This is a genomic window from Nigerium massiliense (assembly GCF_000826085.1).
In the GTDB taxonomy this organism is placed as follows: domain Bacteria; phylum Actinomycetota; class Actinomycetes; order Propionibacteriales; family Propionibacteriaceae; genus Propioniciclava; species Propioniciclava massiliense.
Genome location: NZ_CCYM01000002.1, coordinates 801,444 through 821,089, shown reverse-complemented (window position 1 = coordinate 821,089; position 19,646 = coordinate 801,444). Strand labels below are relative to the sequence as shown.

Annotated in this window: 13 protein-coding genes and 1 pseudogene; 9 read left to right on the top strand and 5 right to left on the bottom strand. The window is 71.3% G+C overall.

Annotated elements, in window-relative coordinates:
• Positions 1-14: 14 nt before the first annotated feature.
• The 6 genes from BN1187_RS05215 to BN1187_RS05190 all read left to right on the top strand — a co-directional run bounded on the left by BN1187_RS05215 (position 15) and on the right by BN1187_RS05190 (position 6,127).
• Positions 15-785 carry a DeoR/GlpR family DNA-binding transcription regulator gene (locus BN1187_RS05215; RefSeq protein WP_040159324.1) on the top strand — a complete coding sequence of 257 codons (771 nt, stop codon included), beginning with the start codon at positions 15-17 and terminating at the stop codon, positions 783-785.
• Positions 782-1,768 (top strand): 1-phosphofructokinase family hexose kinase, encoded by a 987-nt coding sequence (locus BN1187_RS05210; protein WP_040159322.1) that lies wholly within the window; start codon positions 782-784, stop codon positions 1,766-1,768. Before BN1187_RS05215 ends, BN1187_RS05210 begins: the two co-directional genes overlap by 4 nt.
• Positions 1,769-1,802: 34 nt before the next feature.
• Positions 1,803-3,962, top strand: coding sequence for a PTS fructose transporter subunit IIABC (locus BN1187_RS05205; protein WP_040159320.1), 2,160 nt, complete (start codon positions 1,803-1,805; stop codon positions 3,960-3,962).
• An 89-nt stretch (positions 3,963-4,051) separates the two neighbouring features.
• Complete coding sequence (locus tag BN1187_RS05200; protein ID WP_040159318.1) at positions 4,052-4,312, top strand: HPr family phosphocarrier protein; 261 nt, start codon at positions 4,052-4,054, stop codon at positions 4,310-4,312.
• A gap of 65 nt (positions 4,313-4,377) precedes the next feature.
• Positions 4,378-5,142 (top strand): SIR2 family NAD-dependent protein deacylase, encoded by a 765-nt coding sequence (locus tag BN1187_RS05195; RefSeq protein WP_040159316.1) that lies wholly within the window; start codon positions 4,378-4,380, stop codon positions 5,140-5,142.
• Between the two features lie 31 nt (positions 5,143-5,173).
• Positions 5,174-6,127 (top strand): mechanosensitive ion channel family protein, encoded by a 954-nt coding sequence (locus BN1187_RS05190; RefSeq protein WP_072041960.1) that lies wholly within the window; start codon positions 5,174-5,176, stop codon positions 6,125-6,127.
• 13 nt (positions 6,128-6,140) lie between these two features.
• On the opposite strand, the gene BN1187_RS05185 is transcribed toward BN1187_RS05190, so the two are convergent.
• The 3 genes from BN1187_RS05185 to BN1187_RS05175 form a co-directional block, all read right to left on the bottom strand.
• The gene (locus BN1187_RS05185) at positions 6,141-7,823 is read right to left on the bottom strand and encodes an amylosucrase (RefSeq protein WP_218184595.1); all 1,683 of its coding nucleotides are present in this window, start codon (positions 7,821-7,823) and stop codon (positions 6,141-6,143) included.
• A 204-nt stretch (positions 7,824-8,027) separates the two neighbouring features.
• The gene (locus tag BN1187_RS05180) at positions 8,028-9,419 is read right to left on the bottom strand and encodes an MFS transporter (RefSeq protein ID WP_052462310.1); all 1,392 of its coding nucleotides are present in this window, start codon (positions 9,417-9,419) and stop codon (positions 8,028-8,030) included.
• Positions 9,416-9,889 carry an SRPBCC family protein gene (locus tag BN1187_RS05175; RefSeq protein ID WP_040159314.1) on the bottom strand — a complete coding sequence of 158 codons (474 nt, stop codon included), beginning with the start codon at positions 9,887-9,889 and terminating at the stop codon, positions 9,416-9,418. Before BN1187_RS05175 ends, BN1187_RS05180 begins: the two co-directional genes overlap by 4 nt.
• A gap of 317 nt (positions 9,890-10,206) precedes the next feature.
• Between BN1187_RS05175 and BN1187_RS05170 the strand changes: the two genes are divergently transcribed.
• Positions 10,207-11,085: an EamA family transporter gene (locus BN1187_RS05170; protein ID WP_072041959.1), complete on the top strand. Its 879-nt coding sequence runs from the start codon at positions 10,207-10,209 to the stop codon at positions 11,083-11,085.
• Positions 11,086-11,580: 495 nt separating this feature from the next.
• Here the strand turns inward: BN1187_RS05170 and BN1187_RS14825 are convergent.
• Positions 11,581-12,186, bottom strand: a pseudogene (locus BN1187_RS14825) (LssY C-terminal domain-containing protein); the annotation flags it as partial.
• A gap of 327 nt (positions 12,187-12,513) precedes the next feature.
• A complete protein-coding gene (locus BN1187_RS05160) occupies positions 12,514-14,013 on the bottom strand; it encodes a CCA tRNA nucleotidyltransferase (protein WP_040159311.1) in 1,500 nt (499 codons plus the stop codon).
• Between the two features lie 6 nt (positions 14,014-14,019).
• Here BN1187_RS05160 and BN1187_RS05155 point away from each other — a divergent pair, with 6 nt between their 5' ends.
• Complete coding sequence (locus tag BN1187_RS05155) at positions 14,020-15,993, top strand: DUF6049 family protein (protein ID WP_040159309.1); 1,974 nt, start codon at positions 14,020-14,022, stop codon at positions 15,991-15,993.
• Positions 15,990-19,631, top strand: coding sequence for a murein biosynthesis integral membrane protein MurJ (murJ, locus tag BN1187_RS05150; protein ID WP_052462308.1), 3,642 nt, complete (start codon positions 15,990-15,992; stop codon positions 19,629-19,631). Before BN1187_RS05155 ends, murJ begins: the two co-directional genes overlap by 4 nt.
• Positions 19,632-19,646 lie beyond the last annotated feature (15 nt).

Here is a 19,646-nt window from a genome sequence, read left to right as displayed (position 1 = left end):
AAAGGCGGCACCGAATGTACGCGGAGGAGCGTCAGCAGGCCATCGCCTCGCTCACCCGGGAGCGCGGCCGCGTCGCCGTCGCCGACCTGGCGCAGCGTTTCAGCGTGACGTCGGAGACCGTCCGCCGTGACTTGGACGCTCTCGCGCAGTCCGGCGTCATCGAGCGCGTCCACGGCGGCGCCATCCCGTCCGGGCGGCTGCGCCTCGGCGAGCTCGACCTCATCCACCGAGAGGACGCCCAGCGCGAGGCGAAGATGCGCATCGCGCAGGTGGCGCTGGGGGCCATCCCCCGGCGCCGGGATGTGACGATCATGCTGGACGGCGGCACCACCACCGCCCGGCTGGCCGACCTGCTCACCCCCGACGTCGTGGGCACGGTGGTCACGAACTCCGTCGCCATCGCCGCGACCCTGGCCGGACGCGGCATCAACGCCGTCCACCAGCTCGGTGGGCGCGTCCGGGGCGTCACCCAGACCGCCGTCGGCGCCGTCACCGTCGAGGCCCTCAACGCGCTGCACGTCGACATCGCGTTCGTCGGGGCCAACGGGTTCAGCGCCCGGCACGGCCTCTCGACGCCCGACCCGTCCGAGGCCGCCGTCAAGACCGCGATGGTGCGCGCCGGCACCCGGTCGATCGCCCTCGTCGACTCCTCCAAGGCGAACGACGATCAGCTCGTCCGCTTCGCCGAGTTGTCCGACATCGACGTCCTCATCACAGACACCGGCCTGTCGGCCGACGACCGCTCCGCCCTCTCCGACCAGGAAGTCGAGGTTGTTCTCGCATGATCGTGACCTTCACCCCCAACCCGAGCATGGACAAGACCGTGTCCCTCCCCGGCCCGCTCCAGCGCGGCGAGGTGATGCGCGTCGTCGCCGTTCTCGAGCAGGCCGCCGGCAAGGGCGTCAACGTGGCCCGCGTGCTGGCCGCGTCCGGCGAGGCCGTCCGCACCGTCCTGCCGTTCCGCGACGAGGCGTACCTCGCCGCGCTGACGGCCGAGCTGGGCGGCGACCCGCTCCTCGAGGCCGTCGACCCCGGCCCGGCCGGGGACGCCCCTGCGCACCGGGCCCGCACCAACACCGCCGTCACCGAGCCCGACGGCACCACCACCAAGATCAACGAGCCCGGCCCGCAGCTCAGCGAGCAGGACGTCCGGCGCGCCACCTCCGCCCTGGCCGACCACGCCCGGGATGCCAGCTGGGTCGTGCTGTCCGGGTCGCTGCCGCCCGGCGCTCCCACCGACTGGTACGCCCGCATGGTCACCGCGCTGCGACCGACCGGCTGCAAGATCGCGATCGACACCTCCGATGACCCGCTGGCCGCCGTGATCGCCGGGCTGCCCGCCGGATCGTTCGACCTGCTCAAGCCCAACAGCGTCGAGCTCGCCCAGCTCACGGGCGGCGACGGCGCGGCGTTCGAGGCGGCGGCCGCCCGGGGCGAGGTCGCCGAGATCGTCGAGGCGGCCCGCAGCCTGCAGTCCCGGGGCATCACGAACGTCCTGGTCACCCTGGGCGGCGCGGGGGCCGTCCTCGTCACCGCCGACGGCGCCTGGGCCGCGTCCGCCCCCGCCGTGGACGTGCTCAGCACCGTCGGCGCCGGGGACTCCTCGGTGGCCGGCTTCGTCCTCGCCGACGTCCGCGGCGAGGACCCGGGGCAGTGCCTCGCCAACGCCGTCGCCTACGGTTCGGCCGCCGCCGGCCTGCCGGGCACGACCCTTCCCACGCCGCAGGACGTGCGCCGCGACGACGCCGCCGTCCGCCGGCTCCCCTGACCTCCGTATCACCGTCGACACACGGGAGAACACCATGACCCAATCCGACAAACTGATGACGACAGACCTCGTCGCCCTCGACGCCGACCTCGGCCGCACCAAGGAGGAGGTCATCGGCTCGCTCGCGCGACTGGTGGCCGACGCCGGACGCGCGGACGCCGACGGCCTCGCCGCGGACGCGATGGAGCGTGAGGGAAAGGCGGCGACCGGCCTGCCCGGGGGCTTCGCGATCCCGCACTGCCGCTCCGCCGCGGTCAGTCAGGCCTCGCTGGCCTTCGCCCGCCTCGACCCCACCGTCGACTTCGGCGCGAAGGACGGCCCCGCCGACCTGGTCTTCCTGATCGCGGCCGCGGCCGACGGGGACGCCGACCACCTCAAGCTGCTGACTCAGCTCGCCCGGGCGCTCGTCCGCAAGGACTTCCTGGCGTCCCTGCGCTCGGCGACCAGCCGGGAGGAGATCGTCGCGCTCGTCGACGAGGTGCTGGCCCCGAAGCCCGCCGCGGACAAGCCGGCCGCCGCTGCCGCGACCACCGGTGCCGTCGCGACGGGGGCGACCGCCGCGGACGCGTCGGCCACGGGCTCCGCCGCCCCAGCCAAGGCCCCCGCCCCGGCCAAGGAAGGAGCGGGGGCGCCGGCGGCGTCCGGGGAGAACAACCTGATCGTCGGCGTCACCGCCTGCCCCACCGGCATCGCGCATACCTACATGGCGGCCGACTCGCTGGTGAACGCCGGCAAGGAGCGCGGGCTGGACGTCCGCATCGAGACCCAGGGTTCGGGCGCGGTCGAGCCGCTGCCCGCCGACGTCATCAAGGACGCCGCGGCGGTCATCTTCGCCACGGACGTGGGCGTGAAGGAGCGGGAGCGGTTCGCCGGCCTGCCGGTGATCGAGTCGGGCGTGAAGCGGGCCATCAACGAGCCGGACGTCATGCTGGACGAGGCGCTCGCCGCGGCGAAGAACCCGAACGCCCGCCGCGTCCAGGGCGGCGCCGCCGAGGCGAACGCCGAGGCCGAGGGTGCCCAGCTCGGCTGGGGCAAGCGCATCCAGCAGGCGCTGATGACCGGCGTCTCGTACATGATCCCGTTCGTCGCCGCGGGCGGCCTGCTGATCGCGCTGTCGTTCCTGTTCGGCGGCTACGGCATCGCCCTGGCCCCGGACTGCACGAGCCTGCCGGCCCGGGCCTCCGGGATGGACCCCGCGACGTGCGCCACCTACAAGTCCAACGCCGAGCTCATCCTCGCCACGAACTCGCTGACGTCGATGCCGGCCGGCTTCGCCGCCTACCTCGGCGCCGTGCTCAACGCGATCGGCGGGGCGGCGTTCACCTTCCTGGTTCCCGCCCTCTCGGGTTACATCGCCTACTCTCTGGCCGGACGCCCCGGCATCGCCCCCGGCTTCGCGGGCGGCGCCATCTCCGTCGCGCTCGGTGCGGGCTTCATCGGCGGCCTGGTCACCGGCCTCATCGCCGGCTTCGTCGCCCTGTGGATCAGCTCGTTCAAGGTGCCGCGCTGGCTGGCCGGCCTGATGCCGGTGGTGATCATCCCGCTGCTGGCGACGTTCGTGACCGGCGCGCTGATGTACATGCTGCTCGGACGCCCGCTCGCCGCCATCACCGACGGCCTCACCAACACCCTCAACGGCATGTCGGGCGGCTCGGCGATCGTGCTCGGCGCGGTGCTCGGGCTGATGATGGGCTTCGACCTCGGCGGACCGGTCAACAAGGCGGCCTACCTGTTCGCGACCACCGGCCTGCAGGCGCAGACGGACGCGTCCTTCCACATCATGGCCGCGGTGATGGCCTCCGGCATGGTCCCTCCGCTGGCCCTGGCGCTGGCGACGACCGTCCGCAAGAAGCTGTTCACCCCGGCCGAGGTCGAGAACGGACGCACCGCCTGGCTGCTCGGCGCCTCGTTCATCTCCGAAGGCGCGATCCCGTTCGCCGCGGCCGACCCGCTGCGCGTCATCCCGTCCATGATGGCCGGCAGCGCCGTCACGGGCGCGCTGTGCATGGCGCTGGGCGTCGGCAGTCGCGCCCCGCACGGCGGCATCTTCGTGTTCTTCGCGATCACTAACGTGCTCGGTTTCATCGTCGCGATCCTCGCCGGCATGCTCGTCGCGGCGGCGATCGTCCTGGCACTGAAGCAAGCAGGGCATAATCGTGCACGCGCGGAGGCAAAGACCGTCGATGCCCGGTAACCTCCGTTGGAACAAGTGCTCACATCGTCGTTCGGAGCACCCAACGACCGACAGACCCCAACCGTCCATCACCATCTGAGGAGAACACCATGGCCACCAAGACCGTCACCGTCGGATCGTCCGTCGGCCTGCACGCCCGCCCCGCCGCCATCGTGTCGGAGGCCGCGAGCAACTACGACGACGAGATCACCCTCAGCGTGGCGGGCGGCGACCCGGTCGACGCCGGGTCCTCGCTGCTGATCATGACCCTGGGCGCCAGCAAGGGCACCGAGGTCACCGTCGAGAGTGACAACGCCGAGGCCGTCGACGAGATCGCCGCCCTCATCGAGAAGGACCTGGACGCCGAGTAGTCACCCGCGTCCTGCGGCCCGTCCTCCCCCAGCGGAGGGCGGGCCGCGCTGGTTAAGCTCGACGCATGAGCGAATCGAGCGACCTGCACCGCGCCCGCGAACTCGTCGCGGGGGCGTCCCGCATTCTGGCGCTCACCGGCGCCGGCATCTCCACCGCGTCCGGCATCGCGGACTTCCGCGGCCCCCAGGGCCGCTGGACGCTCGACCCGGACGCCGAGCGCATCTCCACCCTGTCGTGGTACCTCGGCGACGACGACGTCCGCCGCAAGGCCTGGCAGGCCCGCGCCGACGCCGCCTACTGGGGCGCCCGCCCGAACCCGGCGCACGAGGCGCTGGTCGAGCTGGAGCGCCAGGGCCGGCTGGCCGGCATCGTCACCCAGAACACCGACGGCCTGCACCAGCTGGCCGGGTCGGCGGACGCCCTGGTGCACGAGGTGCACGGCAACGGCCGGGTGTGGCGCTGCGAGGACTGCGGCGCCACCGGTCCCATGACCGAGATGGTCGAGCGGGTCCGGGCCGGTGAGGACGACCCGCGCTGCCCCCGCTGCGGCGGCATCGTGCGGGCGACCGTCATCTTGTTCGAGGAGCCGCTGGTGGCCGACGTCCTGGACGCCGCCGTGCGTCTCGCCGAGACCGCCGACGTGGTGCTGGCGATCGGGACGTCGCTGACCGTGTTCCCGGTCGCCGGGCTCGTCCCCTACGCCGTGGGGCACCGGGCGAAGTTGATCATCCTCAACGCCGAGCCGACGCCCTACGACGAGCTGGCCACCGTGCTCCTGCGCGGACGCGTCGAGGAGACCCTGCCGGCGCTCGTCCCGCCGGCCTGCTGACGCGCCCCGTCCCCCCGGGCATGATGGGGCCATGACGCTGCTCATCCCGTTGGTCACGTGGGAATGGCCCGCCACCCCGCTGCTGATCCTGCTGACGATCGTCTTGTCGTTCGTCCTGCGCTGGTTTCTGGGACGCACGATCAACGCCGCGGTGGACGCCGCCGTGCAGCGCAGCGAACAACGCGACCAAGGCCAGGGCGAGCGGGCCGACCGGGTGCTCGGCGCGTCCAAGGTCGCGGCGCACCGCCGGCACAACGCCCGGGCCCTCACGCTCGGCTCCGTGCTGCGCAGCGCGGTGGCGATCGCGATCACGATCGTGGCGGTGCTCATCGTGCTCGACCTGCTCGGTTTCCCGATGGGCCCGATCCTCACTTCGGCCGGCATCGGCGGCGCGGCGCTCGCGTTCGGCGCGCAGTCGCTGGTGAAGGACTACCTCTCGGGCATCTTCATGCTGCTCGAGGACCAGTACGGCGTCGGCGACCTCGTCGACATCGGCGACGTGACCGGCACCGTCGAGGACATCGGCCTGCGCATCACCCGCGTCCGCGACGTCTCGGGCCAGGTCTGGTACTTCCGCAACGGCGACATCACCAAGCTGGGCAACAAGTCCCAGGGCTACTCCACCGGCACCATCGACGTCCCGGTGGCCTACAACGAGGACGCCTCCCGCGTCATCGACGTTCTCAACGACGAGATGGACAAGGTCGAGGACGACCCGCGGTGGGCGAACGTCCTGCTCGAGCGCCCTGACGTCGCGGGCGTGAACGCCGTCGAGGGCGGCACCATGACGATCCGCATCTTCGCCAAGTGCGCGCCCAACCAGCACTGGGGCGTCCAGCGCGACATCCTGGAGCGCTCGGTCGTCGCCCTGCGGCGGGCGGGCATTCGGGGGCCGCTGCTCGCCGGCACCGTCCACGCCCCTGAGCCTCGGGACGCCGGCCAGACCCGTCGCGACGACGCCGACGACACCCTCCGGGAGGAGTGACCGCGCCGAACCGTCAGGCGTGCGACGTCGGCGGCGTGACCTTCTCCACCAACCACAACGCCTGGTACGGCGTCAGCGTGAGCGAATACGGCGCCAGCGAGTAGTCGTAGCCCGAGAGCACTTCGGACGCCTCGCCGCCCACGTGCTCGCGCAGCACCGCGCACTCGAGCTGCACCGCCCACTCGGTGACGTTGTAGACCTGCAGCATCCGGCCGAGCGGGTGCTCACGGCGCAGGATCAGCAACCGCGCGTCCGGGCTGGGCACCACGGTGCTCTCCACGGACGCGTGCAGGTGCGGCGTCCGCTTGCGGGCGGCGATGAGGTGTTTCAGTCCGGCGTTGATCCGGCCGGCCACGCTTCCCGGATCCTCGGACGCCTGCCTCGCCAGCTCCCAGTCCATCCGCGGCCGGTGCACCCACCGGTTGTCCGCGGCGTGGTCGGGGTCGTCGGCGTAGGAGTAGTCGTTGAGCATCCCCAACTCGTCGCCCATGTAGAGCAGCGGGACGCCGCCGAAACCCAGGATCACCGCGTGCAGCAGCAGGATCCGCTGCACCGCGGCGTCCACGGCTCGCTCGTCGCGCGACTCGAGCGCCTTCTCCAGCCCGGCCAGGCTGGCCAGCGTCCCGCTGATCCTTCGGTCGTTGGTCGCCGGGTTCTCCTGGAACACCAGGCCCCGGGCGAACGACGTCGGGTACGCCCCGGCGTAGAAGTCCGACAGGAACGAGCGGTGCGCGGCGCCGTCCAGCCCCGCCGCGGCGGCGTCCTCGTCGCCGATGGCCCAGCCGATGTCGTCATGACAACGCACGTAGGTGGCCCAGGTGGTGTTCGTCGGCTTGGGCCGGAACGCCGAGAGCGCCACCTCCGTCAGGCGCGTGTCGCGGGAGGCCAGCATGCTCCACAGCTGCACCATCAGGCTGTTGTGGTAGGCCATATCGGAGACCTGGCCGTGGTGCGAGCCGACGCCGAGGTAGTAGATGAGGTCGTCGGGCCCGACGATGGCCTCCGCCTTGAACGCCACCGCGGGCGCCACGATGCGCAGTGCCGCCCGCAACGCCTGGGTGAGGTGGTGCACCTCGGGCTGGTTCTGGCTGGACGTCCCGAGCCGCTTCCAGATGAACGCGATCGCGTCCAGCCGGATCACCTCGACGCCCAGGTTCGCCAGGTACAGCATGATGTCGAGGTACTCGCAGAAGACGTCCGGGTTCGTCCAGTTGACGTCCCACTGGTAGGAGTTGAACGTCGTCCAGACCCACCCGTCGATCTCGTCGTCCCAGGTGAAGTTGCCCGGCGCGAAGTCGGGGAACACCTCGGGCAGCGACTTCTCGTACTCGTCCGGCTCCGTGCGGTCGGGATACAGGTAGAAGTAGTCGCGGTAGTGCGGGTCGCCCTCGCGCGCCTTCCGGGCCCACTCGTGCTCGCGGGCCACGTGGTTGAGGACGAGGTCCATCACCAGCGAGATGCCGCGGGAGCGCAGCTCGCGGGTCAGGTCGGCGAGATCGTCGACGGTGCCCAGGTCGTTGCGGACGGCGCGGTAATCGGCGACCGCGTAGCCGCCGTCGTTCTCGCCGGCGCGCGGCTTGAGCAGCGGCATCAGATGGAGGTACGTCACGCCGTGGTCGCAGAGGTGGTCGAGGTGGTCGGCCACGCCCTGCAGATCGCCCGCGTAGCGGTCGGCGTAGGCGACGTAGCCGATCATCCCGGGCTGTTGCAGCCAGTCGGGCCGCAGCAGCCGGGCCTCGTCGAGCTGCCGAAGCTCCTCGGGTCGCCGCTCCAGCGCGCGCCGCATCAGCTCGATCACCCGCGCGAACAGGCCGTCCGTCCTCTCCCCGTAGACGGCCCGCAGGCTCGCCTCGAGGTCGGCGCCGTAGCGGGCCAGCCGAAGTTCGAAAGTGGTCACGGGTCAGTCTCCCAGCGCCGTGGCGGGTTCATCTACCGTGTCGACGTCGCGGACGATCGGCGGCTCCTTGATCCACAACATGATCAGACCCGCAATCCCCAGGAAGACGCCCGCGAAGACGATCGCGTTGTTCGGGTTGTCGCCGAGCAGGTTCTTGTAGATCGCGCCGAACGACAGGGTCTGGATGAGCATGGGGATGACGATCATCATGTTGACGATGCCCATGTAGACGCCGTAGCGGGTGGACGGCACCATGCGGACGATCATGATGTAGGGCACGCCCATGATGGACGCCCACGCGACCCCCAGGCCGATGATGGCGACGACCTTGAGCGGCAGGGTCGGCATCTGCGGGAGCAGCACCAGTCCCACCGTCGCGCACCACAGGCAGATGGCGTGCACCCATTTCGCGCCCCAGCGGCGGGCCAACGCCACGAGCCAGAACGCGACGCAGAACGTCACGATGTTGTAGGCGCCGTTGAGGACGCCGGTGTCGGCGACGGCGTGCTGGTAGCCCTGGCTCGCGCTGTCGGTGGTGCCATACAGCGACTGGGACACCGACAAGGAGATGTACTGCCAGTAGCAGTTCATCGCGTACCACTGGAACAGGTAGACCAGCGCGAGCTTGCGCATCTGCACCGGCATATCGACGACGGCTTCCTTGATCTCGCTGACGAACTTGCCGATGCCGCCCCGGCCCTTCTGGGCGCGCATCGCGGCGAGCTCCTTCTCGTTGGGCTCGAGTTCCGGCGTCGAGATCACGGACACCAGGATCGTCACCAGTACCGAGACCGACCCCAAGAAGAACGCCGGGTACACCCACAGCGGGATCCCGACGCTTTGGCCGACGCCGAACATGCTCTGGAAGAACATCAGGGACAGGTTGGCCAGCGTGATGCCCAGGCCGGTGAAGAACGACTGAGCCAGGAAGCCCTTGCCGAGCTGGGACGGCGGCAGCCGGTCGGCGATGAACGCGCGGTAGGGCTCCATCGCGGTGTTGTTCGAGGCGTCCATGATCCACAGCAGCAGGACGGCCATCCAGACCGCCCACACGAAGGGGAACAGCGCCAGAGACAGCGCACAGCCGAACGCGCCGATCAAGAAGAAGGGGCGGCGACGTCCGCGGAAGAAGCCGTGGGAGATCCAGGTGCGGTCCGACAAGGCACCGATCAGCGGCTGGATGAACAGGCCGGTGACGGGGCCGGCGAGGTTCAGCAGCGGCAGGTCTTCGTGGGAGGCGCCCAAAAAACTGTAGATCGGGTTGATGGCCGTCTGCTGCATGCCGAAGCTGTACTGGACGCCGAAGAACCCGAGGTTCATCAAGAGGATCTGCTTCATCGTCATCATCGGCTTGTGCCGGACGATGGCCGCGTTCTTCACCGGGTTCTCGCTCATGCTCGGCCCCCTTCCTGGTCTCGCAGGTAGCTGTCCAGGTGGTCGAGGATCGACTCCCAGCCGTCGCTGTAGTCGTGGGCCGCCTCCTCGGTGTAGGGGCCCTGGATGATCCGCAGGATCGTGTTGTCGGTGCCCGTCCGGGTGAACTCGACGCGGAGCTCGACCGGACGCGAGGCGTCGATGCCCTTGACCCCGGAGATGCGCTGTCGGGTCACCAAGACGTCGGGGTAGAAGACCTCGGTGTAGACGCCGTCGACCACCCAGGTGACGTCGGGGTCGTCGTCGCGGACCTTGGTGTGCCGCAGCCGTCCCCCCAATCGGGGGTCGAGTTCCACCGACTCCGGGACGACGTGCCAGCCCGTGGGGGCGAACCACTGCGCCAACGCCTGTGGCTCGGTGAAAGCGCGAAAGACGGTGCCGCGAGGGTAGGCGTACTCGCGCTCCACCTCGAGGATCGTGTCAGTCTGCATGAGAACGGTCCCTTTCTGGAACGACTCCCGACCGTGGAGGGGGTCGCAGCGTCGGATCGGTGCTGCCATCGCACCGTTATGCTGGGGTCGTCCTGGCGCTCGTCGCTGGTTCATCGAGCGTTCGGACTATCCGGAAAATATGTGCAACGGGGAGGGCCGCGACGTCGTGGCCCCTCCATCGCCTTCCCAGACCATAGCGCTCAGACCATGTCTTGTGTCAGTGTTCCCCTGGCGCAAGTGCCTCGTCCGTTCCGGCGGGCGCGAAGCTCACGGCGCACCGGGCCCGGCCGGTCGTCCGGGGGTGATAGAACGGCGGCATGCGCCGGCCGACCCTGCCCCCGATCCCGCCGGTCGCCCTGGTGCTGGTCGCCATCGCGTCGGTGCAGCTCGGCTCGTCGGTGGCGAAGTCGCTGTTCGGACGCGCCGAGCCGTGGACGATCGCCTGGCTGCGCCTGCTCGCGGCCGCGGTCGTCCTCACCCTCGTCGCCCGGCCGCGCCTGCGCGGACGTAGCGCCGGCGAGTGGGTGCCGGTGCTCGGCTACGGCGCCTGCATGACCGGCATGAACATCGCGTTCTACCTGGCCATCTCCCGCATCCCGGTCGGCATGGCCGTCACCGTGGAGTTCCTCGGGCCGCTGGCGGTCGCGGTGCTGGGCTCCCGCAAGGTGACCGACCTGGTGTGGACGGCGCTGGCCGCGACCGGCGTCGTCCTGCTCGGGTTCACGCCCGGCCAGCTCGACTGGACGGGCGTCGGCCTCGCGGCGCTGGCCGGGGCGTTCTGGGGTGGTTACATCCTCCTCGCCGGACCGACCGGACGCAGCTGGGACGGCGTCACCGGCGTCACGCTCGCGTCCTGGGTCGGGGCGGTCACGCTCGCCCCGGTGGCGCTGGGCACGGCCGCCGCGACCGGCGGCGGGGCGCTCGCCGATCCGGGGATCTGGCTGGCCGGCGCGTTGGTCGGCCTCCTGTCGTCCGTGATCCCCTACGGGTTGGAGATGGTGGCGCTGCGGTCAATCCGTCCGGGGCTGTTCGGGATCCTCATGAGCATGGAGCCCGCCGTCGCGGCGTTCTTCGCGTTCCTCGTCCTGCGCGAGGAGCTGGGGCCCGTCGAGCTGCTCGCCATGGCCTGCGTCATCGTCGCCAGCATCGGTTCGTCCCGCGCGGACCGGAGCCGTGCCGGCCAGGCCGCAAGCTAGCCGCTTCTCGCGGCGGGCGGTACGCCGGGTCGCCGTCCATCCACGGGCGGAGCGGCTTGTCAGGGCGTAGATCGTCAGTAGGTCCGTGCCTGTGTTGACCAGGCCCCACGCGGCCGGATGGTCCCCTGTCAGCGTCGCGATCAGCGCCTGGCCCAGGGTGAGGCTGAGCATCACCAGCATGATGAGCCGCGCCACCTCGCCCCCCTCGTACGTGCGCCAGGCGAGGAACAGCATGACGAATGCGACGAGCCCGAAGGCCACGACGACGCTGGCCACTCCCGATAGGCCCACCTCGGCGATGTCGGAGCCGGAGCGCGCGACCTCGATCCCCCCGGCGATCAACGAGCCGACGGTGCTGATCAGCGTGAGCGCGAAGGCGGCCACCACCGAGAACGGACGCCGCCCCACCTCGTGCGCCAGGTCCATCCGGGGGGCGCGCACCGGCACAGGGCGCGGCTCGACCGCGCGGACGTCCACGATCGGCAGGTCACCGTCGGTGACGATCAGGTCGCCGCCGCCGTTGCGTCCGTGGTAGCCCGTGGAGAAGTCCTTGATGACGCGGACGGTGATGGCCTGGTCGGCGTAGCGCAGGGTCTCGATGATGTAGTCGCGCTCGATGTCGATGTCGCGGTCGATCTTGTGCGTGAACTGGAAGGTGAACAGCGACAGGCCCACCGAGCGGTCGTACGTGCCGGCGGCGAGCCAACCGACCTCATGGCCGCCGGGCAGCTTCCAGCCCGGCGGGCAGGGCCAGAACCGCACGTGGTGCCGCTGAGACGGGCTGCCCTTCACCTCCTGCTGGAAGGCGAACGCCTGCTGCCGGTTGAACAGGAACAGCGGGCTGACCGGCGCCGTCGTGTAGCTGCGCTTGGTCAGCGACGCGATCACCATGCGCACGCTCGCGGTCAGGTCGATCGGGTCGGCCTCCACCCAGCCCGCGTTGTGCATCGCCCGGCGGATCTGTTGCTCGTCGCCGTTGAACGCCAGGTTGATCGGGTCGCCGAGCATGCCGTCGGCCGCCCGGGTGCGTCCGATGAAATAGTCGGGCAGGTACAGCGCCGAGAGCACGCGGTGCAGCCGCGGCAGCGCCAAGTACGACATCACCGCCCAGAAACCCAGCAGGTACAGCAGGCTGACGAACGTCAGCCGCGCCTGGAACAGCAGCGCCACGGCGAACAGGAACGAGAACACCATCGCCACGCCGAAGAAGAGGTTCTCGACGAGATCGACATGGCGCACCTGGCTCAGGAAACCGCCGTGGATCTTGGCCGGCGGGTCGTAGACCGGACGCTGGGGCGGGCGCATACCGGTCATCGTAGGACCCCGACCCGCCCGCCCGGACGCCACGCGCGGTCAGGCCTGCTGGCGCTCCGCCCACCAGGCGAGCAGTTCCTCGCGCGCCCGGGCCCGCCGGGCCGCTACGCGCGGTCAGGCCTGCTGGCGCTCCGCCCACCAGGCGAGCAGTTCCTCGCGCGCCCGGTCGGGCCCGAGCGGCCCCTCCTCGATGCGGCGCTCCAGCAGGAAGCGGTATGCCTCCCCCACCGCGGGCCCCGGCGCGATGCCGAGGAGCTCCATGATCTGGGTGCCGTCCAGGTCGGGGCGCATCGCGTCCAGCTCCTCGGCCTTGGCGAGCTCGTCGATGCGCCACTCCAGCTGCTCGTAGGCCGTGCGCAGCTTGGCGGCCTTGCGCTGGTTACGGGTGGTGCAGTCGGCGCGGGTCAAGATGTGCAGGTGCTCCAGCTGGTCGCCGGCGTCGCGGACGTAGCGGCGCACCGCCGCGTCTGTCCACTCGCTGACGCTGTAGCCGTGGAACCGCAGGTGCAGCTCGACGAGCTTCGCCACCGCCTTCACCACGTCCGAGGGGAACCGCAGTTCCTGCAGGCGCTTGCGGGTCATCTTCGCCCCGACCACGTCGTGGTGGTGGAACGAGACCTTGCCGTCGTCCTCGAACCTCTTCGTGCGCGGCTTGCCGACGTCGTGCATGACGGCGGCCAGCCGATTGACGAGGTCGGGATCGTGTCCGCGGGCCTTCTCCAACTCGATGGCCTGCTGCAGCACGGTGAGCGTGTGCTCGTAGATGTCCTTGTGGCGATGGTGTTCGTCCACCTCGCGGCGCAGCGCCGACAGCTCCGGCAACACCCGGTCGGCCAGCCCCGTGGTCACCAGCAGGTCGAGCCCGGCGCGCGGGTCGTCGGTGAGCAGCAGCTTGGTCAGCTCGTCGCGGACACGCTCGGCCGACACGATCGTGATGCGGTCGGCCATGTCCGTCATCGCGCGCACGACCGAAGGGTCGGCGGTGAAACCCAGCTGGGACGTGAACCGCGCGGCCCTCATCATGCGCAGCGGGTCGTCGCTGAACGAGATCTCCGGGTCGGTGGGGGTGCGCAGGACGCCCGCCTCCAGGTCGCCCAGCCCGTCGAACGGGTCGGTGAACTCGCCGGTGACGACCGACAGCGCCATCGCGTTGACCCGGAAATCGCGCCGGACGAGGTCGTCGTGCAGGTTGTCGCCGAACGCCACGACCGGCTTGCGGGACTCGGGGTCGTACGCGTCGGCCCGGTAGGTGGTGATCTCGACGACCCACTCGCGCCCGTCCGACTCGACGACGCGGGCGCCGATGGTGCCGAAGTCGCGCCCGACGTCCCAGGTGGCCCGCGTCACCGTGCGGACGAGCGCCTCGATCTGGTCAGGGTGGGCGTCGGTGGTGAAGTCGAGGTCGTTGCCGAGGCGTCCGAGCAACGCGTCACGCACGGAACCGCCGACGAGGGAGAGCTCGTGACCGGCGGAGCCGAACAGTTCGGCCAGCCGACGGATCGACGGGGCTGTGGTGACCACGCGCTCCAGGGCCTGGCGCTGGGGCGGAGTCAAAGTTGGCACGGTGGAACAGCTTACCGGCTTCCCTCGGACCGTGACCGCGGGCCTTACCATGGAGCGGTGACCGCGACCCGTCCAGCCCCGGCTCCGGCGCTCGGCAGTCCCGCATGGGTCGTCACACTCGTCCTGTCGCTGCTGGCGCCGCTGCTTGCGCTGGGCGCAACCACGGCGGCGGCGGCCCCGGGCGATCCCCCGGGCCTGGACGTCCAGCTCACCGCCGTCCGGCTGGGCGGCACGACGCCGGACTCCCTGGTCACCCTCGAGGGAACGGTCACGAACAACGCCACCCAGCCCGCCTACGACGTCCGGGTGAACCTCTGGCGTGCCCGACAGGCCCTCACCACCCGCACCCAGATCACCGCCGCGTTCGCCGCCCGGGAGTCCCCATCGGGGGCCAGCTACCGCTCGCTGCCGACGAGCAGCGTCGCGCTGACCTCGAACGGGGCGGCGTTCTCGCCACAGGCGTCCGGGCGGTTCTCGGTCTCCGCGACGCTGAGCCAGTTGGGCCTGCCCAGCGGCGCCACCTACTGGATCGGGGCGAACGCGACGGCGTCCGCCTCCCCTGCGCAGGCGGTGTCGCGCGTCGGGGCGGCCCGGTCGCTGCTCACGGTGCCTGGTGACCGGCCGACGCAGCTCACCTCGGTCGTCGAACTCTCGTCGGTGCCGCGGGTCATCAAGCCGGGGCTGTTCGCCGACGACGGGCTCGCCCAGGAGCTCACCGGACGCCTCGACGCGCTGCTCAGCGCCGCGGGCGACCGCGGCGTCAGCTACGCCATCGACCCCGAGCTCTACGCAGCCGTCCAGGACATGGCCAACGGCTACCAGGTCGTCTCCGGCCAGACGACGCGCGCGGGCGCCGGGCGCGAGGCGGCCCGCCAGTGGCTCGCCAAGTTCGCCCAGTTGCCCAAGGACACCGGCTTCCAGCTCCTGTACGGACGCCCGGACGTCACGGGGGCGGCCGACCTCGACGATCCCGGCGTGCTACGGCGGGCCAAGGAGGCGACGGACGCCTCCGGCCTCGGCCTGCCTGTCATCGCGTCGGTGACGCACCTCGGCGAGAAGGGGCTGCGCCAGCTCGCCGCCGAGAACATCCCGATTCTCACGAGTTCGCTCCCGGCCGGACGCCCCTGGACGCGCATCGGCGACGCCCGGGTCGTCGGCGCCATCGTCCCGGGCGTCCAGCTCGCCGACGAGGCCGCCCTGCCGAACACCGCGCTCAACCAGAACCTCGCCAGGCTGGCGCTCACCCAGGCCGCCGGCACCGAGGTCCGCGTGCTGCGCACCGCCCAGGACGTCGCCACCGACCGCGGCTCCGCGCCGGGCTGGATCGAGCGGCGCACGCTCGGCGACCTGCTCGAGACCCCGCCGACCGCCGCGGCGCTACCGAAGGTCCGAGACCCCGGCACCGCCGTCAGCCCGGGACTGCTGCGCCGCACGGACGCCCTGCTGCAGGCGATGGAGACCTACGGCATCGCCGCCCCGCGCTCCGGCGTCGGCGACGCGCGGACCGCGCAGGCGTCCCGGCTCGTCAGCGAGTCGTGGCTCGGGAAGCCGCAGGACCAGGAGGCCTACCTCGCGGCGATGGAGAGCCGCGTGGGACGGGACGCCCTCCGCGGCGGGATCCGGTTGTCGACGACGTCGGTGGTGACGATGACGTCCGACCAGAGCGAGTTCCCCGTCACCGTGACGAACACGCTGGGCGACACCATCACCGTCCGGGTGGCGGCGGTCTCCGACAACTCCCTGCGCATCGACGTCTCCCCGTCGCAGGAAACGACGATTCGGCCCGGAGATTCCGAGACCGTCCCGCTGGCCGTGGCGGCGACCGGCAACGGCGTGGTGAGCGTCCACTTCCATGTCGAGACGCTCGATGAACGTAGGCTGACCCCCGATCAGACGTCCACGGTCGAGGCCACGAACCTCGGAGCCGTCGGGTGGATCATCACCATCGTCTCCGGCGTCGTGCTGGTCGTCTCGACCGCCTGGCGCATCCGGCAGGTTCAGCGGCAGAACAGAGGAAAGACCCGGGCATGAGCGAGAGAGCAGACAGGCCCGACGAGCAGGCCTCGGGCAAGCGTCTGCTCAACGCGACGGCGATCATGGCGTCGGGGACGATGATCTCCCGCGTCCTCGGGTTCGTGAAGGCCGTCCTCGTCACCGTCGCGCTCGGCAACACCACCCGCCAGGTGGACGCCTACAACCTCGCCACCGTCATCCCGAACAACCTCTACATGATCTTCGCCGGCGGCGCGCTCAACACCGTCCTGGTGCCGCAGATCGTCCGCCACATCAAGCAGGACGCCGACGAGGGCGAAGCGTTCATCAACCGCATCATGACCGCGTTCCTCGCGGCGCTGGCGATCGTGACCGCGATCGCCCTCGTCTTCACCCCGCAGATCATGGGCCTGTACGCCCCCGGCTGGCGGGTACCCGCGCTGGCCGCGCACTGGGACCAGCTCATCCTGATGGCCTACATCACGATGCCGCAGCTGTTCTTCTTCGGGGCGTTCTTCCTCGTTGGGCAGGTGCTCAACGCGCGGGACCGCTTCGGCCCGATGATGTGGGCGCCCATCGTGAACAACATCGTCCAGATCGCCGTGCTCGGCAGCTACGTCGCCGTGTGGGGCACGCAGGGCAACAAGTCGGAGCCGTTCACCGACCAGCAGGTGCTGCTGCTGGCGGGCGGCTCGACGCTCGGCATCGTGCTCCAGACGGTGGCGCTGATCCCCGCGGAGCGCGCGATCGGGTTCCGGTACCGGCCGCGCTTCGACCTGAAGGGGCAGGGGCTGGGCCAGACGTTCCACCTGGCCAAGTGGATGCTCGGCTACGTCCTGCTCACCCAGCTGGTCTCGCTGCTGATCACCCAGCTCGCCACCAACGCCACGGCGGGCGGACGCGGGGCCGGCTACTCCACGTACAACACGGCCTACCTGGTCTGGATCCTGCCGCACTCGCTGCTGACGGTGTCGCTGGCGACCGCGATGCTGCCGTCGGCGTCCCGGCTCGCCGCCGTGCACGACTACGACGGCGTCGCCGCCGAGACCGTCCGGACGCTGCGGCTCGCCCACACGTTCATCGTGCCGGCGGCCGTCGCCCTGCTCGTGCTGGCCGACCCGTTCGCGATGCTGGTGTTCGGCAACGGCGCCGCGGCGGGCGACTGGCACGCCGTCGGGCTGACCCTCGCCTGCTTCTCGCTCGGCCTGGTGCCCTACACCATCCAGTACGTCTGTCTGCGCGGCTACTACGCGCTCGAGGACACCCGAACCCCGTTCTTCCTGCAGATCGCGATCTCGGCGGTCAACGCCGCGGTGGCCTACTTCCTGGTGTTCCTGGACGCCACGCCGTCAACCGTCGCGCCGCGGCTGGCGGTGGCGTACGCGGTGTCGTACCTGCTCGGCGCCTTCATCACATGGCGCTCGCTGCGCACGCGTCTGCCCGCCCTGGACGGCGGCCCCGTCCTGCAGCAGCTCGGACGCCTCGCCCTCGCCGTGCTGCCCGGCGCGCTGATCGCCCTGTTCATCGCCCGGGCGACCCTGAACACGGGATCGCGGCCGATCGTCCTGGCCGGGCTCGTCGGCGCGGTCGCTGTCGCGGGGTTGCTCTTCTTCGGCTGCGCGCGGTTGTTGAAGGTGCCGGAGGCGTCCCAGCTGACCTCGATCCTGCGCCGGCGCGGACGCGGCGCCCCAGACGACCAGCAGCCCGCCGCGCCCGGTCCCGACGCGACCGGCACGCCGGTGAACGACGGCGTCGGCCTGGACGCCGTCGCGGCGTCCTACCCCACCCCCGGCACCGAGGACGCTCCCGGCGCGGCGATCGACACCGGCGCCAACGAGCCGGGGGAGTTTCTCAGCGACCGGTACCGGCTCGACAAGGCGCTGTATCGCCGCGGCGGCACCTGCACCTGGCTCGGGTTCGACACGCTGCTGGCCCGGCCGGTGCTCGTCCACGTCCTCGACCCGGGCGAGCCACGCACCCTGCAGATCCTCGACGAGGCCCGCCGCGCTGCGCCGGCCACCGATTCGCGGTTCCTGCGCGTGCTGGACGCCGTGCTGGTCGAGGACGGCGTCCGCGGCTCCTACATCGTCTGCGAGTACGTGCCCGGACAGTCGCTCGAGCTCGTGCTGAAGCAGGGTCCGCTCAGCGAGCTCGAGGCCGCCTGGATGGTGCGCGAGCTGGCCGACGGGCTGGTCGGCATGCACGCCCAGCACCTCTACCACCGCCGCATCAACCCCGACACCGTCGTCATCACCACCAGCGGGAACGTGAAGATCGTCGGCTTCCTCGTCGAGGCCGCGCTGCAGCCGTCCGACGAGGAGGACGAGTCGACCGGCGAGGCCCAGGACGTCCAGGGCCTCGGCAACGTCCTGTATGCAGCGCTGCTCGCACGCTGGCCGGGCGGGCGCGACTACGGCCTGCAGGAGGGGCCGACCGACAGCCGCGGACGCCTGCTGCCGCCGCGGAAGGTGCGGGCGGGCAACTCGTCGGACATCAGCTCGGTCGTCGAGCGCATCCTGCAACCGGACCGCGCCAAGCAGCCGCTGACGACGGCGCTGCAGATCAGCCAGGCGCTCTCGCGCATCCTCGGCGGTCGCGACGCCGCCCACGAACTCGACCGGCGCGTCCGCTACCCGCTCACCCCGGTACAGGATCCGGTACGGGCGACGTCCGCCGCCCGCGGCGTCCGGGAGAGCCTGAGCCGGCCCGTCGAGCCCGACGGGTCGGACGAGGGGGACCCCGCGGTGCCGTCCATCCGGCCGCACTCCCACGACGACGACCCCGACGCCGGCGCGGAGCGCACCGTGCGGTCCCTGCCCGACTCGAGCTGGGATCGGGCCGGGCTCGTCGGCCCCGGGCGGGCGGACGACGAGGACGGGGACGACGACCCGGACGATTCCGATGACGAGGGCGAGGACGAGGAGACGACCGACGCGTTCGGCCCCGTCCCCTCCGACGATGCGGACTCCACGGCGTCCTTCACCCCGCCGTCCTCGTCGCGCCGGCTCGCCACGGACGACGATGACGACGAGGACGCCGAGGGCCCGCGCGGGTTCGCCCACGCGCACCGCTCCCCCACCCAGGAGCCGAAGCGGACGGGCACCAAGGTGCTGCTCATCGCGTTCCTGGCCGTGATGGTGCTCAGCCTGATCGCCGTGTTCAGCGGGGCTTACCTGCGCGGCCGCGGGCCGACCGGTCCGGCCGAGACGTACCCCGTCTCCGCGGTGCGCGACTTCGACCCCCGCGCGGACGGGGGCGACGGGACCGAGAACGCCGCCCAGGCCGGCCGGGCCATCGACGGGTCGATCGCCACCGCCTGGACGACCGAGCGCTACGGACGCACCGCCGACTTCAACGGCCGCAAGCCCGGCGTCGGTCTCGTCGTTGACCTCGGCGAGGTGCGCGACGTGGGCTGGGTGCGCCTCGACGTCGGGGCGGGGGCCGCGACCGGGCAGGTCCGGGTTCCCGAGACCGCGACGGACGCCGTCCCGTCGATGACGTCCCAGAACGCCTGGCGCCGGGTCGCCGACTTCCCCGCGAGCAGCGGCGAGTTCACCGTGACGCTCGACCGCCGCGTGTCCACGCGGTTCGTGCTGGTCTACCTCACCCGGCTCCCGCCGGCGGAGACCGGCACCGGCTTCCAGGGCCGAATCGCCGAGATCACCGTCGGGCGCTGACGTCCCGTCGCCCTG

Coding starts and splice junctions, on each gene's coding strand:
- BN1187_RS05215 (WP_040159324.1), top strand. CDS start 15: ATGTACGCGGAGGAGCGTCAGCAGGCCATCGCCTCGCTCACCCGGGAG.
- BN1187_RS05160 (WP_040159311.1), bottom strand. CDS start 14,013: ATGGTAAGGCCCGCGGTCACGGTCCGAGGGAAGCCGGTAAGCTGTTCC.
- BN1187_RS05175 (WP_040159314.1), bottom strand. CDS start 9,889: ATGCAGACTGACACGATCCTCGAGGTGGAGCGCGAGTACGCCTACCCT.
- BN1187_RS05195 (WP_040159316.1), top strand. CDS start 4,378: ATGAGCGAATCGAGCGACCTGCACCGCGCCCGCGAACTCGTCGCGGGG.
- BN1187_RS05185 (WP_218184595.1), bottom strand. CDS start 7,823: ATGATCGGCTACGTCGCCTACGCCGACCGCTACGCGGGCGATCTGCAG.
- BN1187_RS05210 (WP_040159322.1), top strand. CDS start 782: ATGATCGTGACCTTCACCCCCAACCCGAGCATGGACAAGACCGTGTCC.
- murJ (WP_052462308.1), top strand. CDS start 15,990: ATGAGCGAGAGAGCAGACAGGCCCGACGAGCAGGCCTCGGGCAAGCGT.
- BN1187_RS05180 (WP_052462310.1), bottom strand. CDS start 9,419: ATGAGCGAGAACCCGGTGAAGAACGCGGCCATCGTCCGGCACAAGCCG.
- BN1187_RS05190 (WP_072041960.1), top strand. CDS start 5,174: ATGACGCTGCTCATCCCGTTGGTCACGTGGGAATGGCCCGCCACCCCG.
- BN1187_RS05170 (WP_072041959.1), top strand. CDS start 10,207: ATGCGCCGGCCGACCCTGCCCCCGATCCCGCCGGTCGCCCTGGTGCTG.
- BN1187_RS05200 (WP_040159318.1), top strand. CDS start 4,052: ATGGCCACCAAGACCGTCACCGTCGGATCGTCCGTCGGCCTGCACGCC.
- BN1187_RS05205 (WP_040159320.1), top strand. CDS start 1,803: ATGACCCAATCCGACAAACTGATGACGACAGACCTCGTCGCCCTCGAC.